Here is a 15,313-nt window from a genome sequence, read left to right on the forward strand (position 1 = left end):
TGGCGCAAGCCCACCCAATGCAGCCGTGCGCGCCATGGCAAGCATAAAAAAAACCCGCTGCCGGGTGAGCGGCAGCGGGTTTTCAGAGGGCGATACAGCTGCTTACGCTTTCAGCGCGGCGAGCTTCTGCCAGGTGTCGATCACCGAGTCAGGATTGAGGGACATCGATTCGATGCCCTGCTCCATCAACCAGACGGCGAAGTCCGGATGGTCGGAAGGCCCCTGGCCGCAGATGCCGATGTACTTGCCGCGCGCCAGGCAAGCCTTGATGGCCAGGGCCAGCAGGGCTTTCACGGCAGGATCGCGCTCGTCGAAGTCGGCGGCCAGCAATTCCATGCCGGAATCGCGGTCCAGACCCAGGGTCAGCTGGGTCAGATCGTTCGAACCGATCGAGAAACCGTCGAAATGGTCGAGGAACTGGTCGGCCAGGATGGCGTTCGACGGCACTTCGCACATCATGATGACGCGCAGGTCGTTCTCGCCGCGCTTCAAGCCGTTTTTCGCCAGCAAGTCGATGACTTTCTCGGCCTGGCCCAGGGTGCGCACGAATGGCACCATGATTTCCACGTTCGTCAGGCCCATGTCATTGCGCACGCGCTTCATCGCTTCGCATTCCATGTTGAACGCTTCGGAGAAGTCGGCCGACAGGTAGCGCGCCGCGCCGCGGAAGCCCAGCATCGGGTTTTCCTCGTCCGGCTCGTAGCGCGAACCGCCGATCAGCTTCTTGTACTCGTTCGACTTGAAGTCGGACAGGCGCACGATGACTTTTTTCGGCCAGAACGCGGCGGCGATGGTGGCGATGCCTTCGGCCAGCTTGTCGATGTAGAACGCCTTCGGCGAGGCATGACCGCGCGCCACCGATTCCACGGCCTTCTTCAGGTCGGCGTCGATGTTCGGGTATTCCAGGATCGCGCGCGGATGCACGCCAATATTGTTATTGATGATGAATTCCAGGCGCGCCAGACCCACGCCCGCATTCGGCACGGACTGGAAGTCGAACGCCAGCTGCGGATTGCCCACGTTGAGCATGATCTTGGTGTCGAGCTTAGGCAATTCGCCGCGCGACACTTCCGACACTTCCGTTTCCAGCAGGCCATCGTAGATCTTGCCTTCATCGCCTTCGGAGCACACCACGGTGACGAAGGTGCCGTCTTTCAGCACGTCGGTCGCGTCGCCGCAGCCGACGACGGCCGGCACGCCCAGTTCACGCGCGATAATTGCCGCGTGGCAGGTACGGCCGCCACGGTTGGTGACGATGGCCGACGCGCGCTTCATGACCGGTTCCCAGTTCGGGTCCGTCATGTCGGCAACGAGCACGTCGCCTGGCTGCACGCGTTCCATGTCGGCCGGGTCGTGGATCACGCGCACGGGGCCGGCGCCGATCTTCTGGCCGATGGCGCGGCCGGACGTCAGCACGGTGCCCGTGCTTTTCAGCTTGAAGCGTTCCTGCACGTCGGTCGCCTTTTGCTGCGACTTGACGGTTTCAGGACGCGCCTGCAGGATGTACAGCTTGCCGTCGCGGCCATCCTTGCCCCACTCGATGTCCATCGGACGGCCGTAGTGGCTTTCGATGATGACGGCGTATTTGGCCAGTTCCACCACTTCGCTGTCGTTCAGCGAGTAGCGGTTGCGCATTTCGACGGGCACGTCGACGGTTTTCACGGAACGGCCGGCTTTCGCTTCGTTCGTGAATTCCATCTTCAGCAGCTTCGAGCCGATATTGCGGCGGATCACGGGCGACTTGCCCTTTTCCAGCATCGGCTTGTGCACGTAGAATTCGTCGGGATTGACGGCGCCCTGCACCACGGTTTCGCCCAGGCCATAGCTGGAAGTGACGAAGACCACGTCCTTGAAGCCCGATTCCGTATCGATGGTGAACATCACGCCGGCCGCGCCCAGGTCGGAACGCACCATGCGCTGCACGCCGGCCGACAAGGCCACTTCAGCGTGCGTAAAGCCCTTGTGCACGCGATACGAGATGGCGCGGTCGTTGTACAGCGACGCGAATACCTGTTTCATGGCCTCGAGCACGTTGTCGATGCCGACCACGTTCAGGAAAGTTTCTTGCTGACCAGCAAAAGACGCATCCGGCAAGTCTTCCGCCGTGGCGGAGGAACGCACGGCAAACGACATTTCGGTGTCGGAATCGGCCACCAGCCTGGCGTAGAACTGGTCGATTTCAGCGGCCAGGCGCGGCTGGAATGGGGTTTCCACGATCCATTGACGGATCTCGGCACCGGCTTGCGCCAGCGCGCGCACGTCATCGATGTTCAGCCCTTCGAGGCGCTGGGCGATGCGTTCGGCCAGCGGCAGGCCGCCGTTGGCGCTATACGACAGGAAGTCGCGGAAAGCCTGCGCCGTGGTGGCAAAGCCACCGGGCACGCGCACGCCGGCTTCCGCCAGCTGGCTGATCATTTCGCCCAGGGAGGCGTTCTTGCCGCCGACGGATTCGACATCCGTCATGCGCAAATGCTCGAACGAGGCGACATACACCGCGTCCTTGTCTTCCTGCTGTTGCGATACTGCGTTGGTCATAATGACACCCTTACTGATGATAGAAATCTTTACGCGCGGCGCACAGACTGTCTTCTTGTTATTCTTGGCGTCGTGCAGCACAATCATACCGTTGCAGCCATTTTACCTTGTGCGGCGCAAATTGACGACGCACAATCTTGATCCGAAAACCCATGACACAAGAACCACGCCCTCCTCTGCCGTCCGCGGCCCGCACCGTCTTCTTCGTTTCCGACGGCACCGGCATCACCGCCGAGACGTTCGGCCACTCGGTGCTGACGCAGTTCGATCTGCGCTTCCGGCAGATCCGCCTGCCCTTCATCGACACCATGGACAAGGCCTATGAGGCGGCGCGCAAGATCAACGAAGCCTTCGCCAGCGACGGCCAGCGCCCGATCATTTTCTCCACCCTGGTGAAGAACGACCTGTCGGCCGTGATCCGCAAGTCCAGCGGCATGCACATGGACCTGATCCAGACCTTCGTCGCCCCGCTGGAACAGGAGCTGGGCGTGATGTCGACCCATACCATCGGGCGCTCGCACAACATCGTCGACAGCGAGGAATACAAGAACCGCATCGAGGCGATCAACTATTCGCTGGCGCACGACGATGGCCAGTCGCACAAGAACCTGTCCTCGGCCGATGTCATTCTGGTGGGTGTTTCGCGCTCTGGCAAGACCCCGACCAGCCTGTATCTGGCCATGCAATACGGCATCAAGGCGGCCAATTATCCGCTGATTCCCGACGATTTCGAGCGCGACAAGCTGCCCTCGGCCCTGCTGGAATTTAAGAATAAAATTTTTGGATTAAGCATTACGCCCGAACGTTTGTCGGAAATACGCAACGAAAGACGCGCTGGAAGCAAGTATGCGGCCATCGAAAATTGCCGTTACGAGGTCAACGAGGCGGAAAAAATGATGAAACGCGAAGGTATCCGCTGGCTCTCGTCGACCACCAAGTCGATCGAAGAGATCTCCACGACGATCCTCCAGGAAATCAAGCCGAACCGCCGCGAATACTAGAACGCTGGACCAAACCTGCCGCGCCTCGGTTTTGTCAGGCGTTCGTTTCGCTCGAAAGCACCGTCAGCGCGGCGACCAGCTGATCGAGTTCGCTGGTCTGGGTCGTGATGGCCAGCGTGGCGCGCACGACGTCGGTATCGCCGATATTGCGCTCCACCGTGAAGATGCCAAAGCGCTGCAGCAAGGCTTGCTGCAGCGCGCGTGCGTCCATGCCGTCGACGGCAAAGGCCACCAGCGCCGTGCCGCGCCTGGCGTCGAGCGGGGACAACATGCGCACGCCGGGCAGTTGCGCGGCGCGGCTGACCCAGTAATCGCGCAGCCAGGCCAGGCGCTCCCGCTTGGCCGGCGTGCCGCCCAGGCGGTCATGGAAGTCCAGCGCGGCAGGCGCGGCCAGGATGGCGCCGATCGGCGGCATGCCCATGTGCAGGCGGCCGCGGATATCATCCACGGCATAATCCTCGTCGCCCAAATGCGGCTCGATCTTGTGCAGCTGCGAGGCGCGGATATACACGACACCGAGTCCGGCCGGCGCCCCCAGCCATTTGTGCAGATTGAAACCGGCGAAATCGACGCCCATGGCCTGCACGTCCACGTCGACCTGCCCCAGCGCATGGGCGCTGTCGAGCAGCACGTCGATGCCGTGTGCGCGCGCCAGCGCCATGATCTCCCGCACCGGCAGTTGCTGGCCGTTGGCCGGCGTCACCTGCGACAGCAGCAGCAATTTGGGGTGGACGGCCTGGCGCATGGCTTGCGCGTAACGGGCGACGATCTCGTCATCGCTGATGGGCAGGCCCAATGTGACTTGCGTACTGGTGACGCCACGGCGTTGCGCCAGCCAGCGCATGGCCGTGCGCATGGCCGGATAGTCGAGATTACTCCACAGCACGGTATCACCGGGCACCAGGCCGTGGTATTGCGCGATCAGCAGCTGCATGGACTCGGTGCCGCTGCGGGTCAGCAATATCTCGTGCGGCTGCGCCTGGATCAGCGCGGCGACGCGCTGGCGCAGGATGTCCACATGCGTGCGCGTGAATTCGCCGCGCACGAAAGGACTCAGCTGTTCATTCGTGTAGCGCACGGCCTGCTCGAAGGCCGCTTGCACGGGCGCGGCCATGGCGCCGAAATAGCCATGCTCGAGATTGACGATGGCGTCCGGCGGCGCGGGATACAAGGCGGCCACCTGGCGCCACCAGGCTTCGTCACGTGCGGCGCCGTCGGCCAGCGGAGGGATGGACATGGCTACCCTGTTCAAGCCTGGCCCTGGCGCAGCTGCTCGAAGAAGCAGACGGCGGCGCAGGCGGCCACGTTCAGCGATTCGATCTGGCCCAGGTGGGGAATGACCACCTGGTGCGTCGCCATCGACAGCAGGTCGTCGGCCACGCCCTGCCCTTCATGGCCGAACAGCCAGGCGACCGGTTGGCGCAGGTCGACGTCATACAGCTGCTGCGTGGCGTAGCCGCTGGTGGCGAGCGTCGCCACTTTCGCGTCGGCGACCAGCGCCGCGAGGTCGACGTTTTCAAAGATGTCGAGCACGAAGTGCGCGCCCATCGCCGCGCGCAGCACTTTCGGCGACCAGCAGAATGCCGTGCCGGCGCTGCAGTACACCTGCGTGATGCCTGCGGCCGCCGCGCTGCGCAGGATGGAGCCCACGTTGCCCGGGTCTTGCAGGTTATCGAGCAGCACGGCCGACACGCTCAGCGGCTGCGTGACGGCCCGTTCCGGCGTCTCGATGAGGAACATCACGCCCACGCCGTGCTCGACCTGGCTGACCGCGTTGTACAGCGCGTCGGGCAAGCCCAGTACGTGCGCGCGCTGGCTTTCCAGCTGGCCGACGATGTCCGCCACTTCCGGATTGCGCAAGGCGCTTTCGCTGACGATGCACTGCTCCGGCATGCCGCGCAGCTGCAGGTAGGATTGGCACAGGTGCACGCCATCGAGCAGGGTGCGGCCCGACTTGCGGCGCGCCTGCGAACTGCCCGCCAGTTTCAGCAGCTCCTTGTATTGCGCATTGTCGCGCGAGGTGATCGTCTTCATGCCACCACCTCCTGTCCGCCAAACAGGGCGATCACCTTGCGCACGGGGGCGAACGAGCGGCGGTGCACGGGCGAGGCGCCGTGCAGGTGCAGGCGCTCCAGGTGCAATTTGGTGCCATAGCCCTTGTGCTGGTCGAAGCAGTATTCGGGATAGGCCGCATGCAGGTGCACCAGGGCCGCGTCGCGCGCCGTCTTGGCCAGGATCGAGGCGGCGGAAATCGCATCGACCTTGTCGTCGCCGCCGATGATGGCCATGCCGCGTATCGGCATCACGGGACAGCGGTTGCCGTCTATCAGGGCCAGGGTCGGCACGGTCGCCAGCGCCTCGACGGCGCGGCGCATGGCCAGCATCGACGCCTGCAGAATGTTCAGGCGGTCGATTTCCTCTTCCGACGCTTCGGCGATGGCCCAGGCCAGGGCCTTGGCCTTGATCTGCGGCGCCAGCAGGTCGCGCCTGGCTTCGGTGAGTTTCTTCGAATCGCGCAAGCCGTCGATGGGCTGGTTCGGGTCGAGGATCACGGCGGCGGCGAACACGGGGCCGGCCAGCGGACCGCGGCCTGCCTCGTCGACGCCGCAGACGATTTCATCGAGCGAGAATGGCAAGTCGTCAAACAGGCCGGGATAGATATTTTTCACGTTGAATCTTTGGTTGGTACTGCGGTTGTAGCGGTGAGCGGGAGTTACTTGCGGTTCGCGGCGATGACTTGCATGACGGCGTTGGCGCTGTCGCGCGCGCTGTCGCGCAGCAGGCTGTGGTGCATGTCCGTGAAGCGCTGCACCAGGCGCAGGCGGCCGGGCACGTCGCTCAGCTGCTGCCACATGGCCTCGGCCAGCGCTTGCGGGCTGGCCGCGTTTTGCAGCAGCTCGGGCACCAGGTAGTCGCGCGCCAGGATGTTCGGCAAACCGATCCACGGCTGGTAGCCCATGTGGCGCATGATTTCCCACGAGGCGCGCATCATCTTGTAGGCGATGACCATGGGCTTCTTGTACAGCGCCACTTCCAGCGAGGCCGTGCCCGACGCCACCAGCACCGCGTCGGCGGCGCAGATGGCCGTGTGCGAGCCGCCATCGGTGAGCATGATCTCGACGTCCTGCAAGCCCGCTTCGCGGATCAGCTGCAGGAAGTACTGGCGCTGCTTTTCGCCGGCCATGGGCGCGACGAAGCGCAAGGAGCGGTCGCGCGCCAGCAGCAATTTGCAGGCGGCCACGAACGCCACCGCATTGTATTTGAGTTCCCCCATGCGGCTGCCCGGCATCAGGGTCACGACGTTGGCGTCTTCGGGCAGGCCGAGGGTGCGGCGCGCGGCCGCTTCGTCGGGCTGCAGGGGGATCATTTCGGCCAGCGGATGGCCGACATAGGTGACGGGCACGCCCGCCTTGCGGTAGATCTCTTCCTCGAACGGGAAGATCACCAGCATGTGCGAGACGGCCTTGATGATTTTCTTGATGCGGCCACCGCGCCAGGCCCAGATCTGCGGCCCGATGTAATGCACGGTGGGGATGCCGCCTTCCTTGAGCTGCCGCTCCAGTCCCAGATTGAAGCCCGGATAGTCGGCGCCGATGAAGACGGCGGGACGCTCCGCCAGCAGCTGGTCGCGCAGCGCGTTCTGGATGCCCTTGATCTCGCGGTAGCGGGGAATGATCTCGAACAGGCCGCGCACGGTCAGCTTGTCGAGCGGCCAGTCGGATACAAACCCCTGCTTGGCCATGTGCTCGCCGCCGATGCCGTGGAAGCGCGTGCCGGGCAGCTGCGGCACGAGGCCGGACAGCAGCCGGCTGGCCAGCAGGTCGCCCGACACCTCGCCGGCGACAATGGCGACGTTGGCGACCGGCAGGCCGCTGGCGTGGTCAGCGGACGATGCCACGCGACGCCACGCCCAAAAATTCACGCATGGCGCGAATGTGCTGCGCCACCTCGGGCGACGACGCCGCCTCTTCCTCGAACAGGGCCGCCTTGGATTCCTCCAGGGTCAGTCCCGAGCGGTAGATGAGTTTATACGCGGTGCGGATGCCGTTGATCTGCTCGCGCGTAAAGCCGCGGCGTTTCAAGCCCTCGATATTGACGCCGTGTGCCTGCGCCGGATTGCCGTTCAGGAGCACGAAGGGCGGCACGTCCTGCGTCAGGCTGGTGCTCATGCCGACGAAGGCGTGCGCGCCGATCTTGCAAAACTGGTGCACGTTGGCGAAACCGCTCATGATGACCCAGTCGCCGATCTCCACGTGGCCCGCCAGCTGGGCGTTGTTCGAGAAGATGGTGTTGTTGCCCACCAGGCAGTCGTGCGCCAGGTGCACATACGCCGAAATCCAGTTGTCGTTGCCCAGGCGCGTCACGCCGCCACCTTGCACGGTGCCCGTGTTGAAGGTGCAGAACTCGCGGATGGTGTTGCGGTCGCCGATTTCCAGGCGCGTCGCCTCGCCCGCCCATTTCTTGTCCTGCGGCTGCGCGCCGATGGAGGAAAACTGGAACAGGTGGTTGTCGCTGCCGATCGTCGTATGGCCGTCGATGACCACGTGCGGGCCGACCTTGGTGCCGGCGCCAATGCGCACGTGCGGACCGATGATGGTGTACGGACCCACCTCGACCGAACTGTCGAGCTCGGCCTTCGGGTCGATCACCGCCGTTGAGTGGATGGCCGCCATCACTGCCCCGCTGGCTGGCTCGCAGACTGGCTCGCATCCTGCGCGCTGCGGATGGTGCACATCAGTTCGGCTTCCACCGCCAGCTTGCCGTCGACCGTACCGACGGCCTTGTATTTCCAGATGCCGCGCGAGACGCGCAGGATTTCCACGTCCATCTTCAGCTGGTCGCCCGGTTCGACGGGACGCTTGAAGCGCGCATTGTCGATGCCGACGAAGTACACCACAGAATTCTCGTCCGGTTTCACGCCCATCGACAGGAACGACAGCAAGGCCGCCGTCTGCGCCAGCGCTTCGATCATCAGCACGCCGGGCATGACCGGCTTGTGCGGGAAATGGCCCTGGAAGAACTCTTCATTGACCGTCACGTTCTTGATGGCGGTGATGGTCTTGTCCGCTTCCCAGTCCAGCACGCGGTCAACCAGCAGCAGCGGGTAGCGGTGCGGCAGCAGCGATTTGATGGCGAGGATGTCGAGGGTCTTTTTTTCAGTAGTCATTTTTCGTCTTGCGTGGTCAGTGTTTTAATTGTTTTTTCAAGCGCGCGGATCTTCTCGCGCATGCTTGACAGGTTGCGCACGATGGCGGCGCTCTTTTCCCAGTCGGCGTTCTTGGCCAGCGGATAAAAGCCCGTGTACTGGCCAGGCTCCGCGATCGAACGCGAAACCATGCTGCCCGAGCCAACGTGGACGCGGTCGGCGATGGTCAGGTGGCCCAGCACCATGGCGGCGCCGCCAAAGGTGCAGTACTTGCCGATGACGGCGCTGCCGGCCACGCCGACGCAGCCGGCCATGGCCGTGTGCGCGCCGATGTGGCAGTTGTGGCCGATCTGGATCTGGTTATCGAGCTTGACGCCATCTTCGATGATGGTGTCGGCCAGCGCGCCGCGGTCGATGGTGGTGTTGGCGCCGATATCGACATCGTCACCGATCACCACCCTGCCCGTCTGCGGAATCTTGATGTACACGCCGCCTTCGTTGGCGAAGCCGAATCCGTCGGTGCCGATCACGGCGCCCGAATGGATGATGCCGCGCTGGCCGATCACGCAGCGCGCGTGGAACGTCACGTTGGCGAACAGCTGGGTGCCGGCGCCGATGACGGCGTCGCGCCCCACCACGCAGCCGGCGCCGATCACGCAGCCGGCGCCAATCACGGCGCCCGCTTCGATCACCGCATGCACGCCGACGGAGGCGCTGGCGTCGACCTGCGCGCTGGCGTCGACGAAGGCGCCCGGATGGATGCCGAGCGGCGCCTTGATCTCGTGCAGGGCGGCGAAATACTGCGCCGCGCGCGCGAAATACACATAGGGGTTCGGAGTGACGATGCGCGCGCCGGCGTAGTCGCCGCCGATCAGCGCATCGTCGGCCGGCGTGAGGATCAGCGCGGCGGCGCCGCTCTGCGCGGCCTGCGCGCGGAACTTGCTATTGCTGAGAAAGCTGATGTGCGAAGCGCCGGCGTCGGCCAGCGGTGCGATGCCTGTGACTTCCAGGTTGGGATCGCCCGCCAACTGCCCGCCGAAGCGTTCGACCAATTCTCCTAGTCGAGTGCCCATCTATTTAACCTTTATTTTGTTGCTGTTACTTATCCAGCGCCTTCAGAACCTTGTCGGTAATGTCGATGCGCGGGCTGGCCCACAAGGCTTCCTGCAGCACGATGTCATAGCCTTCGATATGCGCCATCTGCTGGATGATGGTGTTGGCTTTTTCCGCGATGGCGCTGCGCTCTTCGTTCGTGCGCTGGCTCAGGTCTTCGCGGAACTCGCGCTGGCGGCGCTGCAGTTCCTTGTCCAGCTCGAAAAATTCGCGCTGGCGCTTGGCGCGCTCCGCCTCGCTCAGGGTCGGCATGTCCTTTTCCAGGGCTTCGTTGGCGACCTTGAAACGGGCCGCCAGTTCCTGCACGGCTTTTTCGCGCGAGCGGAACTCCTCGGCCAGCTTGGCGCTGGCCAGCTTGGCCAGCCTCGATTCGTTATAAATACGTTCGCTGCTGATCCAGGCGATCTTCGACTCCTGAGCCTGCGCCTGCACCGGCAACAGCGAACTCCAGCACAATGCGATCACGGCAAGGGTCTTGGGCAGGGTAGCGGATGCGGTGTTCATGATACTCCATGGTCAAAAAGTAAAAGCAGTCGCCCCGATTCAGATGGCCGGTCAGAAACCGGTGCCCATCTGGAACTGGAAGCGCTCCAGGCGGTCCGTCGGCTTGGCGTTCAACGGCTTGGCATAGCTCAGCTTGAGCGGGCCCACCGGTGAAATCCAGCTGATGCCCAAGCCAGCAGAATAGCGCAATTGCGAGATCCGCATTTTTTCGCCTTCCTGGTAGACCTGGCCGCCGTCAAGGAAACCGAACCAGCGCAAGCTGCGGTCATTGCCCGAACCGGGGAATGGCATCTGCAGTTCCGCGTTACCGATCAGGCGCGAGGCGCCGCCCAGGGCATCGTTGGTGCTCGGTTCGACCGCGCCCAGCGAGGAACTCAGGTAGCCGCGCACCGAACCGATGCCGCCGCCGTAGAAGTTCTTGAAGACCGGATACACGTGCTTGCCGATGCCATGGCCGTAATCGATCTCGCCTTTCAGCGCCAGGGTGACCTTGCTGAACAGCGGACGGAAATACTGGTGCTCATAGATGGCACGGAAGTATTTCTGGTCGCCGATCAGGTCCGCCTCCAGGTTGACGCGCTGGTAACGGCCGATCGATGGCGTCAGGGCGCTGTCGCGGCTGTCGCGCTGCCATGCCGCCGTCAGCGGGATGGAATTGGTGGTGGCCGAACCGATACCGTCGGACGGGCCGCCATTGTCGATCACGTACTGCTTGAAGCGGATCGGGCTGGTGATGTCGGTCTCGATGCGCGAACGCTCGGCGCCGATGCCGAAGAAGACGGTGTCGACTTCCGAGAACGGCACGCCGAAACTGACGCGGCCGCCGGTCTGCTTGATCTTGTAGCTGCCGATGTTCAGCGCCGGCGGTTCCGTCGTGCGCAGGTAGACTTCAAAGCTGCGCGAAATGCCGTCGTCCGTGTAGTACGGATTGGTTTGCGAAAACGCGATCGTGCGGCTGTAATGGCTGGTATTGAGTTCAATGCCGACCGTGTTGCCGCTACCGGCAAAGTTGGCCTGCGAAATCGAGGCCGACAGGGTGAATTTTTCCGATTGCGAGAAGGCGCCGCCGATCAGGAAGTTGCCGGTCGGTTTTTCCACCACCGTCACGTTGACGTCGACCTGGTCGGTCGTGCCCTGCGCTTCCGGCGTGTCGATGGTCACGTCCTTGAAATAGCCCAGGCGGTCGACACGGTCGCGCGACAGCTTGATCTTGTTGCTGTCGTACCAGGACGATTCAAACTGGCGGAATTCGCGGCGGATGACTTCATCGCGCGTGGTGGTATTGCCGGCGATATTCATGTGGCGCACGTACACGCGCTTGCCCGGATCGATGAAGAAGGTGAAACCGACTTCATGCTTTTCACGGTTGATTTCCGGATTGGCGTTGACGTTGGCAAAGGCGTAGCCGAACGTGGCCAGGCGGTCCTGGATGCGCTTGTTCGTCGCCGTCAGGCGCGCGCCCGAATAGATCTCGCCTTCGCGCATCAGGTTCAGCGCTTTCAGCTCCTCTTCGCGGCCAAACATCTCGCCTTCGAACTTGGTGCCGGCGATCTTGTACTTCTCGCCTTCGGTGATATTGATCGTCAGGTAAATGTCTTTTTTATCGGGCGTGATCGACACTTGCGTCGAGTCGACCTGCATCTCGATATAGCCGCGGTCCAGGTAGTAGGACTTGAGCGCCTCGATGTCGCCCGTCAGCTTGGTCTTCGAATACTGGTCGGCCTTGGTATACCAGCTGAACCAGCCGCCCGTGTTCAGGGCCAGCTGCTCGCGCAGTTCCTTGTCGGTGAAGGCCTTGTTGCCGACGATGTTGATCTGCTTGATGCGGGCCACGTCGCCCTCGTCGACGGCGAACACCACGTTGACGCGGTTGCGCTCGATCGGCGTGACGGTGGTCGTGATCTTCACGCCGTACAGGCCATGCGACAGGTACTGGCGCTTGAGTTCCTGTTCCGCGCGGTCAACGGATGCCTTGTCGAAAATCTTGGCTTCACCCACGCCGATTTCCTTCAATGCCTTGACCAGCACATCCTTCTCAAATTCCTTGGTGCCCGTGAATTGCACGCTCGCGATGGCCGGACGTTCCTCGACCAGCACCACCAGCACGTCGCCATCGGCTTCCAGGCGCACATCCTTGAACATGCCCGTCGCATACAGGGCCTTGATGGCGGCAACGCTCTTCTCGTCGGAGAACGTCTCGCCGACGCGCACCGGCAGGTAGGCAAAGACGGTGCCCGCTTCGGTACGCTGGATCCCTTCGACCCGGATGTCCTTGACAGTAAATGGCTGGACGGCCAGCGCATGGCCGGAACAGATGGCCATGACGGCGGCGCCGATCAGGCTGCGGCGAAAGGAAGGCAAGGCAAAACGAGCAGAATGTAATTTCATTGGGGTTATTCAATGGGTAAATCAATGGACAACATACACAAAAGATTGCTTGTGCGACTCACGCAATGGCATCAACCACCGCCCTAATTCAGCAATCGCAACACGTCATTAAAGACGGCAAGCACCATCAAGGTCAGCAACAAACCGATCCCCAGGCGCTGGGCAATCTCGCCTACGCGCTCCGGCAAGGGGCGTCCGGTCAAAACTTCCAGCGAATAATACAGCAAATGCCCGCCATCCAGAACAGGAATGGGTAGCAAATTCATCACGCCCAGACTGATACTGATGAAGGCGATGAAGCTCAGGTAGCTTACCAGGCCGATGCGCGCCGTCTGGCCCGCGTAATCGGCGATGGTAATGGGTCCCGTCACATTCTTCAGCGAAACCTGGCCGGTGATCATCTTGCCCAGCATTTTCAGGCTCATGACGCTGGTATCCCAGACCTTGGCGGACGCCTTGCCCACGGCGGAGAACGGTCCGGAGGCCACGGTGATCATATCCGGCACCTGTCCCAGCTTTGCCTGTATCTTACCAACTGTTACAGCTCCCTGCGGCCCGGCGCCCGCTACGGCTTCCGGCGTAATCGCCAGGGTCAGATCCTGGCCCTGGCGCAACAGCTGCAACTGCAAGGTCCGGCCCGGCGCCTGGCTCAGGGTGGCGATGACGGCCGCCACGTCGTGCACGGGCCGTTCGTCGATGGCGAGGATTTCATCGCCCTTTTGCAGGCCCGCGCGCGCGGCGGTGCCATCGGGCATGATTTCCATCAAGGTGGGCGCGGAACGGGCCAGGGTCAGGCCCAGCTTGCCCAGCACGTCGCCTTCCAGGTCCGCCTCCGTCAGGCTGGCCGTCGGCAAGGTCGCTTCCTGCTGGCCGCGGTCGGGACGGCGCACTTCGATGCGGGCCGGCTGCTTGTCGAGGGTGGCCTGGATCAGCTCCCAGCGCAGCTCGGACCAGCTGGCGACGGCCTTGCCATTGACCGCTTCAACGGTATCGCCGCTGCGCAAGCCGGCCGCATGGGCGGCCGTCTGCTCGGCCACGGGACCGAGCTTGCTCGACGGCTCTTCGATGCCGTGCATGAACAGGCCCGCGTACAGCACGATGGCGACGAGGAAATTGGCCAGCGGACCGGCGGCCACGATGGCGATGCGGCGCCAGACGCTCTGGCGCGTGAATTCGCGGCGCAATTCGCTTTCCGGCAAATCACTGAGGTCTTGCGCGCGGCCGTCGAGCATGCTCACATAGCCGCCCAGCGGCAGCGCGGAAATCGCCCATTCCGTCTGGTCCTTGCCAAACTTGCGCGAATACACCACTTTTCCCATGCCGATCGAGAAACGCAGCACTTTCACGCCGCACCAGCGCGCCACCAGATAGTGGCCCAGCTCGTGCAGGGTGATCAGCGAGCCCAGCGCGACGATAAACGCCAGCAAGGTGGTAATCAGGGTCATGCGGCCAGCCTGTGGGCGATGTACGCGTGCGCGGCCACCCGGGCCAGGCGGTCCTGCTCCATCACGGCTTCGATGCTCGACGCGGCGCCGTGCGGCACCGTCTCGATCACGTGGGCGATGACGCGGTCGATCTGGCGGAAGCCGATCTGCCCGTCGAGGAAGGCTTGCACGGCCACTTCATTGGCCGCGTTCAGCAAGGCCGGCGCCGTGCCACCCGCGCGCAGGGCGTCGAAGGCCAGCGCCAGGCAGGGGAAACGGCGGAAATCGGGACGTTCGAACTGCAGCGTGGCCACTTGCGCCAGATCCAGTTGCGCCACGCCGGAAGCGATGCGCCGCGGATAAGCCAGCGCATGCGCGATCGGCGTGCGCATGTCCGGATTGCCCAGCTGGGCCAGCACGGAACCGTCGATGTACGACACCATCGAATGGATCACGCTTTGCGGGTGGATCAGCACTTCGATCTGCTCCGCCGGCGCGCCGAACAGCCAGTGCGCCTCGATCACTTCCAGGCCCTTGTTCATCATGGTGGCCGAATCGACGGAAATCTTGCGCCCCATGGCCCAGGTCGGATGCTTGCAGGCCTGGTCCGGCGTGACCGTGTCGAGCGTCTCGACGTCGCGCGTGAGGAAGGGACCGCCCGACGCCGTCAGCACGATCTTTGCCACGCCGGCGGCGCCCGGCGCGCGGCCATGGGCGTGCGGCATGCATTGGAAGATGGCGTTGTGTTCGCTATCGATGGGCAACAGCACGGCGCCGTTGTCATGCACGGCGTCGATGAACAGCTGGCCGGACATGACCAGCGCCTCTTTATTGGCCAGCAATACTTTCTTGCCAGCGCGTGCCGCCGCCAGAGTGGGCGCCAGGCCGGCCGCGCCGACGATGGCCGCCATCACGCCCGTCACCTGCGGCGCGCTGGCGATGGCGCACAGGGCTTCGACGCCGTACTCGACCTGCGTATCGACGCCCTGCCCGCGCAGCAAGCGCGTCAGCTCAAGGGCGGCGTCCGCCGTGCCGACGACGGCGCGCTGGGGACGGAATTGCAGGCACTGGGCGGCCAGTTCGGCCACACGGCTGTGTGCGCTCAGCGCATACACGCTGTAGTGCTCCGGATGACGCGCGAGCACGTCCAGGGTGGACACGCCGATCGAGCCGGTCGCGCCAAGGATGGTGATGTATTGCAT

Annotated in this window: 13 protein-coding genes; 1 reads left to right on the forward strand and 12 read right to left on the reverse strand. The window is 63.5% G+C overall.

Features of this window, described 5'->3' with window-relative positions:
- Positions 1-102: 102 nt before the first annotated feature.
- Positions 103-2,535: a phosphoenolpyruvate synthase gene (gene ppsA, locus J0O65_RS22875; RefSeq protein WP_215409507.1), complete on the reverse strand. Its 2,433-nt coding sequence runs from the start codon at positions 2,533-2,535 to the stop codon at positions 103-105.
- Positions 2,536-2,687: 152 nt separating this feature from the next.
- On the opposite strand from ppsA, the gene ppsR reads away from it, so the two are divergent.
- A complete protein-coding gene (gene ppsR, locus J0O65_RS22880; protein WP_131686007.1) occupies positions 2,688-3,536 on the forward strand; it encodes a posphoenolpyruvate synthetase regulatory kinase/phosphorylase PpsR in 849 nt (282 codons plus the stop codon).
- A 34-nt stretch (positions 3,537-3,570) separates the two neighbouring features.
- On the opposite strand, the gene J0O65_RS22885 is transcribed toward ppsR, so the two are convergent.
- The 11 genes from J0O65_RS22885 to ispC form a co-directional block, all read right to left on the reverse strand.
- Positions 3,571-4,773 (reverse strand): aminotransferase class V-fold PLP-dependent enzyme, encoded by a 1,203-nt coding sequence (locus tag J0O65_RS22885; RefSeq protein WP_215409508.1) that lies wholly within the window; start codon positions 4,771-4,773, stop codon positions 3,571-3,573.
- 11 nt (positions 4,774-4,784) lie between these two features.
- Positions 4,785-5,570, reverse strand: a complete 786-nt coding sequence (locus tag J0O65_RS22890; protein ID WP_215409509.1) for a TrmH family RNA methyltransferase — start codon at positions 5,568-5,570, stop codon at positions 4,785-4,787.
- Positions 5,567-6,205, reverse strand: coding sequence for a ribonuclease HII (gene rnhB / locus J0O65_RS22895; protein WP_215409510.1), 639 nt, complete (start codon positions 6,203-6,205; stop codon positions 5,567-5,569). The genes J0O65_RS22890 and rnhB overlap by 4 nt, the downstream gene beginning before the upstream one ends.
- 44 nt (positions 6,206-6,249) lie before the next feature.
- The gene (gene lpxB, locus J0O65_RS22900) at positions 6,250-7,434 is read right to left on the reverse strand and encodes a lipid-A-disaccharide synthase (RefSeq protein ID WP_215409511.1); all 1,185 of its coding nucleotides are present in this window, start codon (positions 7,432-7,434) and stop codon (positions 6,250-6,252) included.
- Positions 7,418-8,209, reverse strand: a complete 792-nt coding sequence (lpxA, locus tag J0O65_RS22905) for an acyl-ACP--UDP-N-acetylglucosamine O-acyltransferase (RefSeq protein WP_034784140.1) — start codon at positions 8,207-8,209, stop codon at positions 7,418-7,420. The genes lpxB and lpxA overlap by 17 nt, the downstream gene beginning before the upstream one ends.
- Positions 8,209-8,703, reverse strand: coding sequence for a 3-hydroxyacyl-ACP dehydratase FabZ (gene fabZ, locus J0O65_RS22910; protein WP_034752234.1), 495 nt, complete (start codon positions 8,701-8,703; stop codon positions 8,209-8,211). The genes lpxA and fabZ overlap by 1 nt, the downstream gene beginning before the upstream one ends.
- Positions 8,700-9,755: a UDP-3-O-(3-hydroxymyristoyl)glucosamine N-acyltransferase gene (lpxD, locus tag J0O65_RS22915; protein WP_215409512.1), complete on the reverse strand. Its 1,056-nt coding sequence runs from the start codon at positions 9,753-9,755 to the stop codon at positions 8,700-8,702. Before lpxD ends, fabZ begins: the two co-directional genes overlap by 4 nt.
- Positions 9,756-9,780: 25 nt before the next feature.
- Positions 9,781-10,299, reverse strand: coding sequence for an OmpH/Skp family outer membrane protein (locus tag J0O65_RS22920; RefSeq protein ID WP_046684967.1), 519 nt, complete (start codon positions 10,297-10,299; stop codon positions 9,781-9,783).
- A gap of 51 nt (positions 10,300-10,350) precedes the next feature.
- A complete protein-coding gene (bamA, locus tag J0O65_RS22925) occupies positions 10,351-12,687 on the reverse strand; it encodes an outer membrane protein assembly factor BamA (RefSeq protein ID WP_215409513.1) in 2,337 nt (778 codons plus the stop codon).
- 83 nt (positions 12,688-12,770) lie between these two features.
- Complete coding sequence (gene rseP / locus J0O65_RS22930; RefSeq protein WP_215409514.1) at positions 12,771-14,132, reverse strand: RIP metalloprotease RseP; 1,362 nt, start codon at positions 14,130-14,132, stop codon at positions 12,771-12,773.
- A complete protein-coding gene (gene ispC / locus J0O65_RS22935) occupies positions 14,129-15,313 on the reverse strand; it encodes a 1-deoxy-D-xylulose-5-phosphate reductoisomerase (RefSeq protein ID WP_215409515.1) in 1,185 nt (394 codons plus the stop codon). Before ispC ends, rseP begins: the two co-directional genes overlap by 4 nt.

Source organism: Janthinobacterium sp. JC611, from assembly GCF_018682595.1.
GTDB lineage: Bacteria > Pseudomonadota > Gammaproteobacteria > Burkholderiales > Burkholderiaceae_D > Janthinobacterium.